At 75.5% G+C, this 14,642-nt stretch carries 15 protein-coding genes; all 15 read right to left on the bottom strand.

Going from position 1 to position 14,642, the window contains the following annotated elements:
* Window positions 1-181 precede the first annotated feature (181 nt).
* Window positions 182-424 carry a hypothetical protein gene (locus tag J7E86_RS13275; RefSeq protein ID WP_215081846.1) on the bottom strand — a complete coding sequence of 81 codons (243 nt, stop codon included), beginning with the start codon at window positions 422-424 and terminating at the stop codon, window positions 182-184.
* 11 nt (window positions 425-435) lie between these two features.
* Entirely contained in the window at window positions 436-660 is a 225-nt protein-coding gene (locus J7E86_RS13270) for a hypothetical protein (RefSeq protein ID WP_215081845.1), read from the bottom strand.
* A gap of 65 nt (window positions 661-725) precedes the next feature.
* Entirely contained in the window at window positions 726-1,247 is a 522-nt protein-coding gene (locus tag J7E86_RS13265) for a metallophosphoesterase (RefSeq protein ID WP_215081844.1), read from the bottom strand.
* Between the two features lie 223 nt (window positions 1,248-1,470).
* On the bottom strand, window positions 1,471-2,172 hold the full coding sequence (locus J7E86_RS13260; protein ID WP_215081843.1) for a hypothetical protein: 702 nt from the start codon (window positions 2,170-2,172) through the stop codon (window positions 1,471-1,473).
* Window positions 2,156-2,743, bottom strand: coding sequence for a sigma-70 family RNA polymerase sigma factor (locus J7E86_RS13255; RefSeq protein ID WP_374223796.1), 588 nt, complete (start codon window positions 2,741-2,743; stop codon window positions 2,156-2,158). Before J7E86_RS13255 ends, J7E86_RS13260 begins: the two co-directional genes overlap by 17 nt.
* A 276-nt stretch (window positions 2,744-3,019) precedes the next feature.
* On the bottom strand, window positions 3,020-4,006 hold the full coding sequence (locus tag J7E86_RS13250; RefSeq protein WP_215081842.1) for an L-histidine N(alpha)-methyltransferase: 987 nt from the start codon (window positions 4,004-4,006) through the stop codon (window positions 3,020-3,022).
* Between the two features lie 3 nt (window positions 4,007-4,009).
* A complete protein-coding gene (locus J7E86_RS13245) occupies window positions 4,010-4,879 on the bottom strand; it encodes a polysaccharide pyruvyl transferase family protein (RefSeq protein ID WP_215081841.1) in 870 nt (289 codons plus the stop codon).
* Between the two features lie 1,207 nt (window positions 4,880-6,086).
* Window positions 6,087-7,025, bottom strand: a complete 939-nt coding sequence (locus J7E86_RS13240; protein ID WP_215081840.1) for a glycosyltransferase family 2 protein — start codon at window positions 7,023-7,025, stop codon at window positions 6,087-6,089.
* Between the two features lie 14 nt (window positions 7,026-7,039).
* Entirely contained in the window at window positions 7,040-7,927 is an 888-nt protein-coding gene (locus tag J7E86_RS13235) for a glycosyltransferase family 2 protein (protein ID WP_215081839.1), read from the bottom strand.
* The gene (locus J7E86_RS13230; protein ID WP_215081838.1) at window positions 7,924-8,931 is read right to left on the bottom strand and encodes a glycosyltransferase family 9 protein; all 1,008 of its coding nucleotides are present in this window, start codon (window positions 8,929-8,931) and stop codon (window positions 7,924-7,926) included. Before J7E86_RS13230 ends, J7E86_RS13235 begins: the two co-directional genes overlap by 4 nt.
* 199 nt (window positions 8,932-9,130) lie before the next feature.
* Entirely contained in the window at window positions 9,131-10,537 is a 1,407-nt protein-coding gene (locus J7E86_RS13225) for a PfkB family carbohydrate kinase (protein ID WP_215081837.1), read from the bottom strand.
* A gap of 14 nt (window positions 10,538-10,551) precedes the next feature.
* Entirely contained in the window at window positions 10,552-11,178 is a 627-nt protein-coding gene (locus J7E86_RS13220; protein WP_215081836.1) for an SIS domain-containing protein, read from the bottom strand.
* Between the two features lie 88 nt (window positions 11,179-11,266).
* Complete coding sequence (locus J7E86_RS13215; RefSeq protein WP_215081835.1) at window positions 11,267-12,499, bottom strand: glycosyltransferase; 1,233 nt, start codon at window positions 12,497-12,499, stop codon at window positions 11,267-11,269.
* Window positions 12,496-13,470, bottom strand: coding sequence for a glycosyltransferase (locus J7E86_RS13210; RefSeq protein ID WP_215081834.1), 975 nt, complete (start codon window positions 13,468-13,470; stop codon window positions 12,496-12,498). The genes J7E86_RS13215 and J7E86_RS13210 overlap by 4 nt, the downstream gene beginning before the upstream one ends.
* A complete protein-coding gene (locus J7E86_RS13205; protein ID WP_215081833.1) occupies window positions 13,467-14,519 on the bottom strand; it encodes a glycosyltransferase family 9 protein in 1,053 nt (350 codons plus the stop codon). The genes J7E86_RS13210 and J7E86_RS13205 overlap by 4 nt, the downstream gene beginning before the upstream one ends.
* Between the last annotated feature and the right edge of the window lie 123 nt (window positions 14,520-14,642).

Raw genomic sequence — 14,642 nt, 5'->3', positions numbered from 1 at the left:
GGTCCCCGCAGGGCGGGCGCGGCCGCGGGGCACGGCCCGGGGGCGCGGCGTCGGGCCTCTCCTGGGACCTCCGCCCGGTCTGCGGCCGGGCTCCGTGCGGCCTTCGCGTCGGGCGTGAATTCCTCGCGCCCGCCACCGGCCCGGCCCCGGGGCCCGTGCGGTACGGGTCCCGGGTGCGGCCTCAGTCCGGGGGCTCCTGTGGGGGGCCTTGACCGGGGGTGTCGTCGGGCTCCGGAGGGGCCTGGGGGGTGTGGGTGTCCTCGGTCTCCTCCGGCTCCTCGGCTTCCTCGGGGGTTTCGGGGGTCTCGGGGGTTTCGGGGGTCCAGGGGTCGGGGCCGGGGGTGCCGCCCGCCTGCTGGTCGGGCAGGTCCCGGGGCACGGCCGCGCCCTCGCCGGCGGGCTCTTCGCCCCGTCGGTCGGTCATGAGGGGTCCTCTCAGGTGCCGGGCCGGTCGTCGCGTGCCGGCTTCCTGGCCTTGCGCGGGCGCTCGCCGACTCCTTCGAGGGCTTCGCCGCGGGCCGTGCCGCCCTCGTTCTGGTAGCCCTCGCGGGCGCTCGCCGTGCCGGGCACCGTCCGTTCGCGCGCCTGGCTCTCCTTGCCGGAGTGCGCTCCCGGTTCCTTCTCGTCGCGCGCACGCTTGTAGGGCTTGGGCCGGGCCATGGCGCCCACCTCCGGTCGGTGTCGGGTGCCCACCGGCAAACGGGTGGGTCCCGGCGGGTACCCGGTCAGCGGCGCGGCATGCGGCCCGCGGGCGCCCGGAGCGGGTGCAAGGTCACCTCTTCCAGGCGGCCGTCCTCGGCGCGGGCGGTCATGTAGGTGCGGTGGGGCTGGCGGCGGCGGTCGGTGGGCGAGCCGGGGTTGAGCAGGCGCAGGCCGCCGGGGGCGGTGGTGTCCCAGGGGATGTGGCTGTGGCCGAAGACCAGCACGTCGGTGTCGGGGAAGCGCTCGGCGCAGCGTTGTTCGCGCCCTTGGGCGGGGCCGGTCTCGTGGACGACGGCGAAGCGCAGGCCGCCGAGGCGGGCGTGGGCGGTCTCGGGCAGGCGGGCGCGCAGTTCGGGGCCGTCGTTGTTGCCGTGGACGGCGATGAGGCGGCGGGCGCGGGCGGTGAGGAGGTCGAGGGTGGCGGTGTCGGTCCAGTCGCCGGCGTGGAGGACGACGTCGGCGTCGTCGATGGCGGCCAGGAGTTCCTCCGGCAGCGCCTTGGCCCGGGTGGGCAGGTGGGTGTCGGAGGTCAGCAGGAGCCGCATGCGGGCACTGTAGCGGCGGGCGGGGGCGGGGGCGCGCCGGTGCGGTGCCCGGTTGCGGGCGCGCGGGGGCCGGTGTGCGGGGGTGCGCGGGGTGTCCTTGCGTCGGCTGCTGCGGGGGCGCCGGTGGGTCTCCGGTCGTCGCGGTCCGCGGCCGCGGGCGTCTGTTGGCCGGTCGTGTCCGCCACGCTCCTTTCCCGGGGGCGTGGCGGTGGGGTGGGCGGGGTTACGCGGTGGCGGTGAGTTCTTCGATGCGGGCGGCGAAGTCGGGGGCGGGCAGGGGGAGGTCGACCTCCTCGACGTAGCCGACGGCGTCGGGGACGTAGGCGATGACGGCGGTGGCGGCCGGGGAGATGGTGCTGGCGCCTTCGCGGAGGTTGTCCAGGATGCGCAGGGCGGTGTCGAGGTCGTTGCGGGTGAGGGATTCGGGGACTTTGGGGATGTGGTCCTCCAGGCCCGCGTGGCGGTGCCACAGGTCGGCCTCGCGCCGCTCCCCCAGGGCCATGTGGTGCAGGTAGAGGCAGCAGGCGGCGGCGTTGTCGCCGGCGCCGGCGGCGAACTGCCACCAAAAGCGTGCGGAGTCCTCGCGGTCGGCCAGTTGCAGGACGCAGCCCAGGACGAGGGCGCCGTCGGGTTCGAGGATGCGGCGGGCGAGGAAGGCGCCGAGTTTGTACAGGTCCTGGGAGATGACGGTCTCGCACAGGATCCGCAGGTGGCGGTGGAAGGCGCGGTGGGGCAGGGCGTCGCGCTGGGTGGTGCGGACGGCGGCGGTGCGGGCGGGTTCCATCTGGTCGTCGAAGCGCAGGGCTCCCCACCACATGCGTTCGGCGATCCGGGCGGACAGGCGTGCTTCGCTGTGTTCGGTGACGGCGCAGGGGCGGTGCCTGAGGCGGGCCCGGGACAGTGCCTGGTCAATGGGCTCGGTCATCGGGCCTCATCTTCTCGTCGCCTTCTTCCAGCCCGAGGGCTTCTTTCAGCCGGTGCTTGGCGTAGCGGACGTTGGAGCGTACTCCGGCCTGGGTGATGCCCAGGATGTCGGCGGTCTCGCGGGTGGTGTAGCCGAGGCAGTACTGCAGGACGATGACGTCGTGCTGGCGTTCGGGGAGGGCGCGGATGGCTCCGTAGATCGCGAGGTTCTCCTCCAGTTGCCCGATCGGGTCGACGGCGTGGTGCAGGGCCGTGGTCTCGAAGGCGGCGGTGTCGATGACGACGGGGCGCCGGCCGCGGGCGCGGGCGTGGTCGATGGTGCGGTTCTTGACGACGACCCAGGCGAAGGCGTTGGGGTTTTCCTGTTCCAGGACGTCGCTCCAGCCGAAGTAGAGCTGTTCGAAGGCGTGGTCGACGGCTTCTTCGGCGTCGGCGCGGTTGCTGAGGTAGAGCTCGGCCCAGTGCACGTACGGTCCGCGGTAGAGCTGGTGGAAGGCGCGGAAGTCGGGCGGCAGTTCGGGGAGTTCTCGCATCGGCAGCACGTCCGCCGGTTCGCGGCGGGATCGCGTCACCCTCGGTCTCCCTGCCGCCGGTTCTGCCCCCGGCCGCGGTCGCGTGCGCGGCCGGACATGCCGTTGTGGTGATCTGGAATCACGGAGTCGGACGTCCCCTCCCACATGGTTCGAGAGGCGGTCCCCCGCACCCCGGAGGAGCGCTGGTGCCTCCTCTGCCCCTTATAGCGACTGCCGGGGGTCAGGTGTGCAACGTGGTTGGCGGGAAATTGCCGGTCGGTGGTGGCCGGGCGGGGTGGGGTGGGCGTCTGCGTCGGCGGCTTCCGGCGGGGAGTTTCAGCGGAAGAGGAGGGCGGCGTACTGGTACGTGGGCTCGGTCCAGTGGTGGAGGGGGTGGAAGCCGGCCTGTGCGACCTCGGTGAGGAGCTCGGGGAGGGTGAATTTGTGCAGGAGGGCGTGGGTGACCTGCTCGCCGGTGGTGAAGGTGACGCCGAGTCCGAGGCCGGGCAGGGTCACGTGCTGGGTGCGCAGGCTGCGCAGGGTGGCGCGGACGTCGTGGGTGCGGCGGTCGTAGGTGATCTCGGGGTGGAAGGCGGTGGGGTCGAAGTCGGCGTCGTAGCGGTGGTTGAGGTGGGTGAGGCAGTTGAGGGCGGCCAGGCGGCGTACGGGGCGCGGGCCGTGGTAGCCGGCGCTGTAGGCGCGTTCGATGGCGTCGGCGGGTTCGCTGAGGTCGGCGCAGAGCAGGAAGTGGTCGGTGGGGCCGCAGGCGTCGCGCAGGGCGTGCAGGAAGCGGTGGCGTTCGGTGGGTGAGAGGTTGCCGTAGGTGCTGCCCAGGAGGGCCAGCAGGCGGTGTTCGCCGCGGTGGCGCAGCCAGTTCAGGGCGGGGATGAAGTCGCCGTGGACGGTGGTGACGCGGGCGTGGGGGAAGCGGTGGTGGATGCGGTGGGCGGCGTCGCGCAGGGGCTGGGCGCTGATGTCGACGGCGGTGTAGGCGGTCAGGCCCGTGTGCCGGTCGAGGGGTTCCAGGAGCAGGGGTGTCTTCTCGGCGGCGCCGGCGCCCAGGTCGATGAGGGCTGTGGCGGCGGTGGTGCGGGCGATGTGGGTGGCGTGGGTGCTCAGCAGGCGGCGTTCGGCGGTGGCCGGGTAGTAGTCGGGCAGGCGGATGATCTCTTCGTAGAGGGCGGAGCCGGTGCGGTCGTAGCCGAAGAGGGTGGGCAGGTGCTTGGGGGTGCTGGTCAGGCCGGTGCGCAGGAGAGTGTCGTTGTCGTCGGTGTGGGGGCCGGTGAGGGAGACGGTGTGGATGGTCTGGGTGGGGTGCGGCATGGGTCAGTCCGTGGGGGGTTGAGGGGTGAGGTCGAGGCGGTGCAGGAGGTGGTCGAGGAGGGTGGGGGTGGTGGGGTGGGGGTGAGTGGTGTGGGTGGCGGCGTGGGTGCGGGCCTGGGGTGAGAGACACCAGTTCAGGAGGGGGTTCAGGCGATCGGGGCGGGCGTCTTCGCAGGGCAGGACGGCGGGCCAGCCCAGGGCGGTGGCCTGGGCGGTGACTTTCGCGCCGCCGGCGACGGGGTCGATGGCGAGGGCGGGGACGCCGGCGCGCAGGGCGAGGACGAGGCCGTGCAGGCGGGTGGTGACGACGGCGTCGAGGCGGGTCAGGACGGTGTGGAGTTCGTCGGGGGTGGCGGGCAGGCGCCAGTCGCGGCTGTCGAGGCGGGTGTCGAGGGGCAGGCGGGCGGCCTGGACGGTGGTGAGCCAGTCCCGCAGGGCGTGGGTGACGGTGGTGTGGCGGCGCCGGGGGCCGTATTCGTGCTGGCCGTTGGTGAGGATGACGCCCAGCAGCGGGGGGCGGCCGGGCGGGGGTGTGTGGAGGCTGAGGTCGGTGGCGGGGGTGGTGCCGGCGGTGTCGCGGTGCAGGAGGTCGTCGAAGAGGGTGGCGGCGGGGTCGGTGGGGTCGGGTACGGAGACGCCGACGGCGATGCGGTGGCAGTGGGCGTAGCGGGTGTGCAGGTCGAGCAGGGGGCTGGTGCCGTCGGGGGCGGGACGGGAGTGGAGGGGGCCGCAGGCGAAGACCAGGTGGGTGTAGCGGGCGGGGTCGGCCGTCTCCAGGTGGAGGGCGTGGGGGCGGAAGACGGGTGACCAGGCGGTGTCGTGGGGCAGGTGGGCGCGGCGCAGGGTGTCCTGGACGGCGTGGGCGGCGAGCATGTCGCCGGCGGTGACCTCGCCGTGCAGGAAGCTGAACCAGCCGGTGAGCAGGATGCGGGGGCGGCGGGGGCCGCGGGTGTTTCCGGTGGGGGTGGTTCGGGTGGTCGGGGTGGTCGGGGTGGTTCGGGTGGTCGGGGTGGTCCGGGGGCTCGCGGTGGCCGGGGTGGTCCGGGCGTCCGGAGGGGTTCGGGGGCTCCCGGTGGCCGGAACGGCCGGGGGGTTCCCGGTGGCCGGGGTGGTCCGGAGGCTCCCGGTGGTCGGAACGGGTGGGGGGCTCCCGGGGGCCGCGGTGGGCGGGATGCTCCCAGCGGCCGGTACGGGGTGGGTGGTTGGGGCGTGCGGGGTTGCGTTGGTGCCTGAGGTGGCACGGGTGGCTTGAACAGCAGATGCGGTCCAGGTGCCGGAGGCGGCCGGGGCGGTCCGGGGGCTCCCGGTGGCGGGGGTGGCCGGGACGGCTCCAGCGGCCGGGGTGGCCGGGACGGCTCCAGTGGCCCGGACAGCCTGGACGCTCCCAGCGGCCGGGACGGGGTGGATGGTTCGGGCGTACGGGGTTGCGTTGCTGCCTGACGTGGCTCGCGTGGCTCGGACAGCAGATGCGGTCCAGGTGCCGGAGGCGGCCGGGGCGGTTCGGGGGCTCCCGGTGGCCGAGGTAGCTGGGACGCTCCCAGCGGCCGGGACGGGGTGGATGGTTCGGGCGTACGGGGTTGCGTTGGTGCCTGACGTGGCTCGCGTGGCTTGAACAGCAGATGCGGTCCAGGTGCCGGAGGCGGCCGGGGCGGTTCGGGGGCTCCCGGTGGCCGAGGTAGCTGGGACGCTCCCAGCGGCCGAGGTGGCCGGGACGGTTCCAGCGGCGGCCGGGACAGCCTGGACGCTCCCAGCGGCCGGGACGAGGTGGATGGTTCGGGCGTACGGGGTTGCGTTGCTGCCTGACGTGGCTCGCGTGGCTCGGACAGCAGATGCGGTCCAGGTGCCGGAGGCGGCCGGGGTGGCCTGATTGGCCGGGGTCCCCCGGGTGCCTGGGTGGGCCGGAGTGTCCTGGTGAGCCCGGGCGTCCTGGCGGCCCTGTGCATCCTGACGGGCCCGGGCGTCCTGACGGGCCTGTATGTCCTGGCGGCCCTGAGTGTCCTGACAGGCCCGGGCCTGGCGGGCGGCCTGGCCGCCCCCGGTGTCCTGGCGGGCAGCCGGCCGGTGGGTGGCCGGCGGGGGGTCAGCCGACATAGCGGCGGGCGGCGGAGGTCTTCTGCGGGGCTTCCAGCAGGCGCAGGCGGGCCTCTACGGCGGGGGGCAGGGGGCGGCGTTCGCGCAGGACCCAGGGCAGGCCGGCGGCGGCTTCGGCGAAGGCGCGTACGGAGGTGGCGTCGCGCGGGACGGTACGGGCGAGGTGGGCAGTGCGGCGCAGGGCGGTGGGGGCGGAGCGGCGCAGCCAGTTGCACCACAGGGTGTTGCGGATGCCGTGGCGGCGGCGCAGGCGGGCGTCGCGGTGGGGTGAGGGGCGGTGATGGACGGTGAGGTGGTCGGCGTAGGTGAGCCACCAGCCGGCGGCGGCGAGGTCGGCGGCCAGGAGTTCTTCCTCGCCGCCGAGCCACAGGCGGGGCGAGAAGCCGCCGGCGGTGCGGAAGGCGCCGGTGCGCAGGACGGTGGCGGCGGCGAGGAAGGAGCCGAGGGCGGGGCCGGGCAGCCATGGGGGGCGTGGGAGGGGTGAGTGGCGCAGTTCGGTGACGATGGGGTCCTCCCGGGGTGCCCTCTCGTCGTGCCGGTGGGGGGTGTCGGGGTGGGGGTGGGGGTGGACGAGGATGCGGGCGGTGACGGTGGCGAGGCGGGGGTGGGTGTCGAGGAGGTCGGCTGCGGCGGTGAGGGAGCCCGGCTCCCACCAGGAGTCGTCGTCGCAGAAGGCGAGGTAGGGGGTGGTGGCGAGGCGGGCGGCGAGGTTGCGGCCGGCGGCGCCGAGGTTGCGGTGGGGGGTGAGGAGGGTGATGTGGGGGTGGTGGGCCCGTACGGCCTGGGCGGTGGCGTCGGTGGAGGCGTTGTCGACGACGGTGACGGGGGGTTGTTCGGGCAGGGCGGCCAACTGGTCGAGGGTGTGCAGGAGTTCGTCGCGGCGGTTGCGGGTGATGACGACGACGGTGGTGCGCGGGTCGGCTCTCACAGGGGGTTCTCCTGTCACGGCGCACGGAGTGCGGGGTGGGGGGTGGTTTCGAGGGTGCGCAGGCCGCGTTCGACGGCGGGGGGCAGGAGGCGGCGGCGGGCGAGGGCGGCGGGCAGCAGGCGCAGGGCGGCGGCCAGGGCGGTGCGGGCCTGGGGGTCGGCGGGGCAGGTGCGGGCCAGGGCCCAGGTGCGGGCCAGGGCGTGGGGCAGGGGGCGGCGCAGCCAGGCGGTGAGGAGTTCGTTGCGCAGGATGCGGGCGGGGCGGCCGGTGCGGGGGGTGGGGTGGGGGTGGTGCCAGGCGATGACGCGGGGGCAGTGGGCCAGGCCCCAGCCGTGGGCGGCGAGTTCGAGGGCGAGGAGGGTTTCCTCGGCGCCGAAGTGCAGGAGGGGGTCGAAGCCGCCGACGGTGAGGAAGGCGGCGCGGCGTACGACGGCGGCGCAGGCGAGGAAGCCCAGGACGGAGGGGCCGGGCAGGTCGGGGGCGTGGCCGAGCGGTGAGGTGGCCAGGGTGTGGTTGAGGGGGTCGGGGCGGCCGTCGGGGCCGACGCGGGTGGCGGCGGCGATCAGGGCGAGGCGGGGGTGGGTCTGGAAGAGGTCGGCGGCGTGGGTGAGGGCGCCGGGCTGCCACCAGGAGTCGTCGTCGGCGAAGGCGATGTAGGGGGTGGTCAGGGCGGTGGCGCCGAGGTTGCGGCCGGCGGCGCCGAGGTTGCGGTGGGGGGTGAGGAGGGTGATGTGGGGGTGGTGGGCCCGTACGGCCTGGGCGGTGGCGTCGGTGGAGTCGTTGTCGACGACCACGATGGGGGGTTGTTCGGGCAGGGCGGTCAGGCGGTCGAGGGTGTGCAGGAGTTCGTCGCGGCGGTTGCGGGTGATGACGACGACGCCGACGCGGGGGTCGGGGGTCATGGGACGGGCTCCGCGGTGGGGTGGGCGGGGGTGGGCAGGTGGGTGACGGCGGTGAGGACTTCGGCGGTGGTGATGCGCAGCAGCCGGGGGTCGGGGCGTGGGCCGTGGGCGTTTCCGGGGCGGGGGTGGTCGTCGGGGTCGGGGTGATACAGGACGCGGTGGCGGGGTGAGGGGGGCGGTCCCCACAGGCGGGGGGCGACGGGGCCGAAGAGGGTGACGGAGGGGGTGGCCAGGGCGGTGGCGAGGTGGGCGAGGCCGGTGTCGCCGGCGATGACGGCCCGGGCGTGGGCGATGAGGGCGGCGAGTTGGGGGAAGGGCAGGTCGGTGGTGCCGCCGAGGACGGTGGTGGGGGGCAGGCCGGCCTGGCGGGCGATGTGGTGGGCGAGGGGGCCTTCGCCGGTGCCGGCGGTGAGCCGTACGTGGTGGCCGGTGTGGTGCAGGGCGTGGGCGAGGGCGGCGAACCGTTCGGGGGGCCAGCGGCGGGCGGCGGCGTCCGCGCCGGGGTGGATGACGGTGGCGCCGGGGGCGGGTGAGGGGGCCTGGGGTGGGGGGATGTGCAGGTCGGCGGGGTCGGCGGGGTGGCCGTACCAGTGCAGCAGGCGGCACCAGCGCAGGCGTTCGTGTTCGTCCTCGTGCCAGGTGGGTCCGGGTAGTTGGGGGGTGTGGGGGTGGGCGTAGGCGTAGAGGCGGGCGGGGCGCAGATTGGTGAGGAGGAGGTGGCTGGGGGGGCCGTTGCCGTGCAGGTCGACGGCGAGTTCGGGGGGTGGTCCGTGCCAGGGGAGGGTGGTGGGGACGGTGCGGCCGGGTGCGTGGGTGGGCAGCAGGTCGTCGATGGTGGCGGTGGCGGTGGCGGCCTGGGCCAGGCGGGCGGGGGCGGCCAGGGTGAGGGTGTGGCCGGGGTGGGCGCGGCGCAGGGCCCGCAGGGCGGGGACGGCGGTGAGGAGGTCGCCCAGGCCCAGGGCGCGCAGGACGAGCAGGCGGGGGCGGCCGGGGTGGGGGGTCATGGGCGGGCTTCCGGAGCGGAGGAGTGCGCGATCACCAGCGGGGCCACGGGGCGATGCCGCACGGGCAGCGGGTAGTTGCGGGTCACGGGCCGGCCCCGCGCGGGGTCCGGTGATACGGACAGGCGGGCCGGGCCGGAGAGGCCGGCCGGCTCCCCCGCTGCCGCGGGGTGGTGTGGGGGCTGGTGTGCGGGGGCGGGGGTCATGGGCGGGGTGTTCGGTGGGATCGGGCGGCTCGGCGGGTGAGTTCGGTGGTGGAGCGGCCGGCGAGGTAGGGGAGGGTGACGGCTTGGCCGCCCCATTCGCCGAGGGCTACGGCTTCGGGGAGGGTGTCGGCGCTGTAGTCGCCGCCTTTGGCCCAGATGTGGGGGCGCAGGCGGCGCAGGAGGGGTTCGGGGGTGTCTTCGCGGAAGACGGCGACGGCGTCGACGCAGCCGAGGCCGGACAGGACGCGGATGCGGTCGGCTTCGGGGGTCAGGGGGCGGCCGGGGCCTTTGAGGCGGCGGATGGAGTCGTCGGAGTTGAGGCAGACGATGAGGCAGTCGCCGATGCGGCGGGCGCTTTCGAGGAGGCCGACGTGGCCGGCGTGCAGGAGGTCGAAGCAGCCGCCGGTGGCGACGACGGTGCCGCCGCGGGCGCGTACGGAGTGGGCGAGGGCGAAGGGGTCGTGGGGGTGGTGGGGGGTGGGGGCGGGGGGGCTCTGGGGGTCCCACAGGCGGGGGTTGCCGGCGCCGCCGGCGGCGACGAAGGCGGCGGCTTCGGCGACGGCTCGCTGGACGGCTTCTTCGGGGAGGGCGCCGTCGCCGAGGGCGGCGGCGGCGACGGCGGCGAAGCAGTCGCCGGCGCCGCAGGGGTCGCCGGGGGCGGGGTGGGGTGGGGGGACGAGCATGGGGCTGTCGCTGCCGCCGCGGGTGAGGATGGCGCCGCGTTCGCCGAGGGTGACGGCGACGGCGGCGGCGGCCCAGTGGCGGGCGAGGAGGGCGCCGCGCAGGGCGTGGGCGCGCAGGGAGTCGTCGTCGGGGGTGAGGGGGGTGCTGGGGGCGAGGGCGCGGGCTTCGGCGGCGTTGGGGGTGGCCAGGCGTACTTCGGGTACGGGCGGGTCGCCTTTGGGGTGGGGGTCCCACAGGACGGGGGCGCGGCGGGCGGTGGCCTGCAGGTGAGTGCGTACGGCGTGGGCGGTGCCGCGTCCGTAGTCGGCGACGAGGACGGCGCAGGCGTCGGCCAGGGCTTGGCGGACGGCGTCGTCGGGTGGGCCGGGGGTGCCGCCGCCGTCGTCGATGCGGACCAGGGGGCGGTCTCCGGCGCGGACGCGGGTTTTGACGGGGAGGGTGCCGTCCAGGGGGAGTTCGAGGAGGGTCAGGCGGGGGGTGAGGGCTTGGCGGACGGTGTCGCTGGCGTGGTCGTCGCCGAGGGCGGTGATGAGGATGACGGTGCGTCCGTCGCGGGCGGCGAGGGCGGCGGCGAGGCCGGCGCCGCCGGGGTGGGCGCGGTGGTGGCGGACGTCGACGACGGGGGCGGGGGCGTCGGGGGCCAGGCGGGTGGCTTCGCCGTCGATGTCCTGGTCGAGGAGGGTGTCCCCGACGACGACGAGGGGCTGGGGGTGGTTCATGGGCGCGGGCTCCTTCAGCCGGTGGTGGGGGCCGGGGTGGTGAGTGCGCCGGTGGCCGGGGTGGTGGGGGTTTCGGCGGCGTCGAAGGATTCGCACAGCAGGTGGAGGGCGACCAGGTGGGCTTCTTGGACGGTGGCGGTGGTGTCGGCCTCGATGCACAGGGCCTCGTCGGCGCGGGTGGCCAGGGGGTTGGGGCGGGGGCCGGTCATCGCCCAGACGCGCAGGCCGGCGGCGCGGCCGGTGGTGGCGGCGGCGAGGAGGTTGGGGCTGCGTCCGGAGGTGGACATCAGCAGGAGGATGTCGCCGGGGCGGCCGTGGGCGGTGACCTGGCGTGCGTAGAGCTCTTCGAAGCCGTAGTCGTTGCCGATGGCGGTGAGGCTGGAGGTGTCGGCGTGCAGGGCGATGGCGGAGTAGGCGGGGCGTTCGGTGCGGTAGCGGCCGACGAGTTCGGCGGTCAGGTGCTGGGCCTGGGCGGCGCTGCCGCCGTTGCCGGCGGCCAGCAGGCGGCCGCCCAGGGGCAGGACGGCGGCGAGGTGTTCGCCCCATGCGGCGACCTGGTGCAGTCCGTGGTGGCGGAAGCGGGCGAGGGCGTCCAGGAGGGACTGGCAGTGGGCGTGGGCGGCGTGCAGGGGTTCGTTCATGGTGGGTGCGAGCCGGCCGGCCCGGGTGCCGGGGTGGCTCTTGCCTCCTTGCCTGTGGGTTGCGGCGCGGTGGGGCCGACCGGTGGGGTCAGGTGGCGCCGGTGACGGCGGCGGGGTGGCGGGCCAGGACGTCGCGGTAGACGGCTTCGGTGGCGGCGGCGACGCGGTCCCAGCCGTAGCGGCTCAGGACGCGGCGGCGGCCGGCGACGCCGCAGGCGGCGCGGCGGGCGGGGTCGGCCAGGAGGGAGGCGATGGCTTCGGCGAGGGCGGTGGCATCGCCGGGGGGGATGAGGCGGCCGGTGGCGGGGTCGGCGACGGTGTCGAGCTGGCCGCCGACGGCGGTGGCCACCACGGGGGTGCCGCAGCCCATGGCTTCGAGGGGGACGATGCCGAAGGGTTCGTAGTCGGCGGGGCACAGGACGATGTCGGCGCTGCGCAGCAGGGTGGGGACGTGTTCGCGGGGGATGCCGCCGGTGAAGCGGATGCGGTCGGCGACGCCTGTCTCGCGGGCCAGGGTGCGCAGGCGGCGTACTTCGGGGTCGTGGTGGAGGTGGTGTTGGGGGGGTCCGCCGGCGATGAGGAGTTCGGTGGCGGGCAGGGTGGCGAGGGCGGTGATGGAGAGGGCGGCGCCCTTGCGTTTGACGAGGCGGCCGATCTGCAGGAGGCGGTGGTGGCGCCGGCGGCGGGGGGCGAGGGGGCCGTAGGGGCTGAAGTGGGTGGCGTCCACGCCGCAGGGGACGATGGCGCAGCGTTCTTCGGGTATGCCCATGGCGGTGAGTTCGCGGACTTCGTCGCGGCAGGTGGCGATGATGCGGTGGCAGTGGTCGCCGATGGTGGTTTCCCAGGTGATGCGGTCGGGGTGGCTGGTGTCCTCGTGGCGTTGGTGGCGTTTTTTCACCGTTCCCAGGGCGTGGTAGGTGTGCACGAGGGGGAGGGCGAGGTGGCGGGTGGCGTGGAGGCCGGCGACGGCGGACATCCAGTAGTGGGTGTGGACGATGTCGGGTGGGTGGTGGGTCCACTGGGTGGTGAGGTAGTGGCCGAACTGTTCCATGTGGGGCAGGAGTTCGTCCTTGGGCAGGTGGCGGGGTGGGCCGGCGGGGACGTGGTGGACGGTGACGCCGGGGCGCAGGGTGGTGTGCGGGGGGAGGTCGGGGGCGTCGCGGCGGGTGTAGACGGTGACGTGGTGGCCGCGGTCGGCGAGGGCTGAGGCGAGGTGGGCGACGTGGACGTTCTGGCCGCCGGCGTCGACGCCGCCCAGGACGGCGAGGGGGCTGGCGTGTTCGGAGACCAGGGCGATCCTGGCGCGGGCGAGGGGGGTCATCGGTGTGTCGCCTCCTCGATCAGGGTGTCCCAGTCGTGCAGGAAGCGTTTGAGTCCGTAGCGGGCCAGGGCGGCGGTGCGGGCGCGGGTGCCGTCCTCGGCCGCGGCCTGGGGGTCGTTGAGGTAGGTGCGGGCGGCGGTGGCGAGGGCGTCGGGGCGGGTGGAGAGGGTGCCGGCGCCGGGGGGTACGGCTTCGGTGGCTTCGGTGGTGGCCAGGGCGAGGACGGGCATGCCCAGGTGCATGGCTTCGAGGAGGGACAGGCCCAGGGAGGTCCAGCGCACGGGGTGCAGGTACAGGCGGCGGGCTGCCATGGCGGTGTGGAGTTCGCTCTGGGGCAGGTCGGCGGTGCGGCAGCGGTCGGGGGGCAGGTTCAGGTGGGTGGCGAGGTGTTCGGTGCGCATGCCGAACACGTCCAGGGCGATGGTGCGGCTGAGGTGGGGCAGCAGGTCGGTGCCGGTGGTGCGGCCGCGGCGCAGGGGGTCGTTGACGACGACGGCGGCGCGGGGCAGGTGTCCGGTGTAGAGGTGGCCGGGGTCGACGACGCCGTGTTCGATGACGCGGGTGGGGGTGCCGGTGGTGTCCCAGAAGAGGTGGTTGAAGTGGGTGACGTGGACGAGGTGGAGGTCCTCGCGGCCGGCGTAGGGGTGGCGGGTGGCGGGCACTTCGCCGTGGGGGCCGTGGGGGGCGTTGTGTTCGAGGTAGACGGCGGGTATGTGGCGGCCGGGGGTGCGCCCGAGCCAGCGGCGGGCGAGTTCTTCCTCGTGGGGGCGTTGCAGGACGATGAGGTCGATGGGGCACTCGCGCAGTTGGCGGGGGGTGCGTTCGTGGACGGAGTCCGGCCAGGTGAAGGTGCGGGCGATGCCCAGTCCGTCGGGGCCGCGGTCCTCGGTGACGGGGACGAGGTAGGTGTGGGGGCCCTGGACGAAGGCGGTGGTCCAGGAGCCGTGCACGTGCCACAGCAGGATGTTCATACGGTGGCCTCCTGTTCGGGCCGGTCGGGGCCGGCGGTGTGGCCGAGCAGCGTGTCCACGGCGGCCAGGAGTTCGGTGTCGGTGACCGAGTCGAGGCAGGGGTGGCCCGGGACGGGGCAGGTGCGGGCCCTGCTGCCGGCGCAGCCGGCGTCCTGGCGGCCGAGCAGGAGGTGGGGGACGCCGTAGGGGGCCCAGCGGTGGGCGGGTACGACGGGGGCGAAGAGGCAGATCACGGGGGTGGCGACGGCGGCGGCGAGGTGGGAGGGGCCGGTGTTGCCGACGATGACGGCGCGGGCGGCGGCGATGACGCCGGCGAGTTCGGCCAGGCGGGTGCGTCCGCCGAGGTCGAGGGCGTGGGTTCCGGCGACGGTGGCGGTCAGGCGGCGTTCGGTGGTGGCGCCGGTGACCACGACGCGGTGTCCGGCGGCGGTCAGGGCGGCGACCGCGCGGGCGGCGCGGGGGGCGCTCCAGGCGCGGGCGGGGACGGCGGCGCCGGGGTGGAGGACGAGGTAGGGGTCTTCGCCGGTGAGGTGGGTGGTGGGGGCGGTGCCGCGGACGCGCAGGGTGCCGTCGTCGCCGGGGGGCAGGTGCAGGCCGGCGGCTTCGGCGAGGTCGAGCATGGCGCGGGCTTCGTGGCGGTGGGGGGTGCGGTGGTGGCGCAGGTCGAGGAGGGAGCCGGGGTAGTGCTCGCTGTCGGCGGCGAGGTAGGGGATGCCGGCGGCTTTGAGGAGGAGGGCGGCCGGCAGGGGGCTCTGGTGGAAGGAGGTGAGGATCAGGGCGCGGTCGTAGTGGCGGGCGGCGATGGTGTCGATGAGGGCGTCGGTGTGGTCGCGGCGCAGGGGTGGTGGGTCGAAGCCGACCCAGGGGGCGTGGTGGACGAGGATGTCGTCGACGCCGGGCAGGAGGCGGGCGGCGGCTTCGCCCTGGGGGCCGCACAGCACGGTGGTGTGGGTGGAGCAGGCGGCGGCGGCGCGGATCGCCGGGCCGGCGAGCAGGACGTCGCCGGCGCTGTCGAGCCGTACCACCAGGGTGCGCGTGCCCGCCGTCATCTGGCTCCGTTCGCGCCCGGCAGCAGGCGGCGGACCGCGCTGAGCAGGTCGGGGGCCTGTTCGGGGGCGGCGGTGACCTCCTGGGGGCGGGTGTGGGGGGTGGGGACGAGCAGGCCGCGGGCG

This window comes from Streptomyces sp. ISL-11 (assembly GCF_018614525.1).
Taxonomy (GTDB): domain Bacteria; phylum Actinomycetota; class Actinomycetes; order Streptomycetales; family Streptomycetaceae; genus Streptomyces.
Note: the sequence above shows the minus strand (reverse complement) of the source record. Positions and strands in the feature narration are given on the sequence as shown.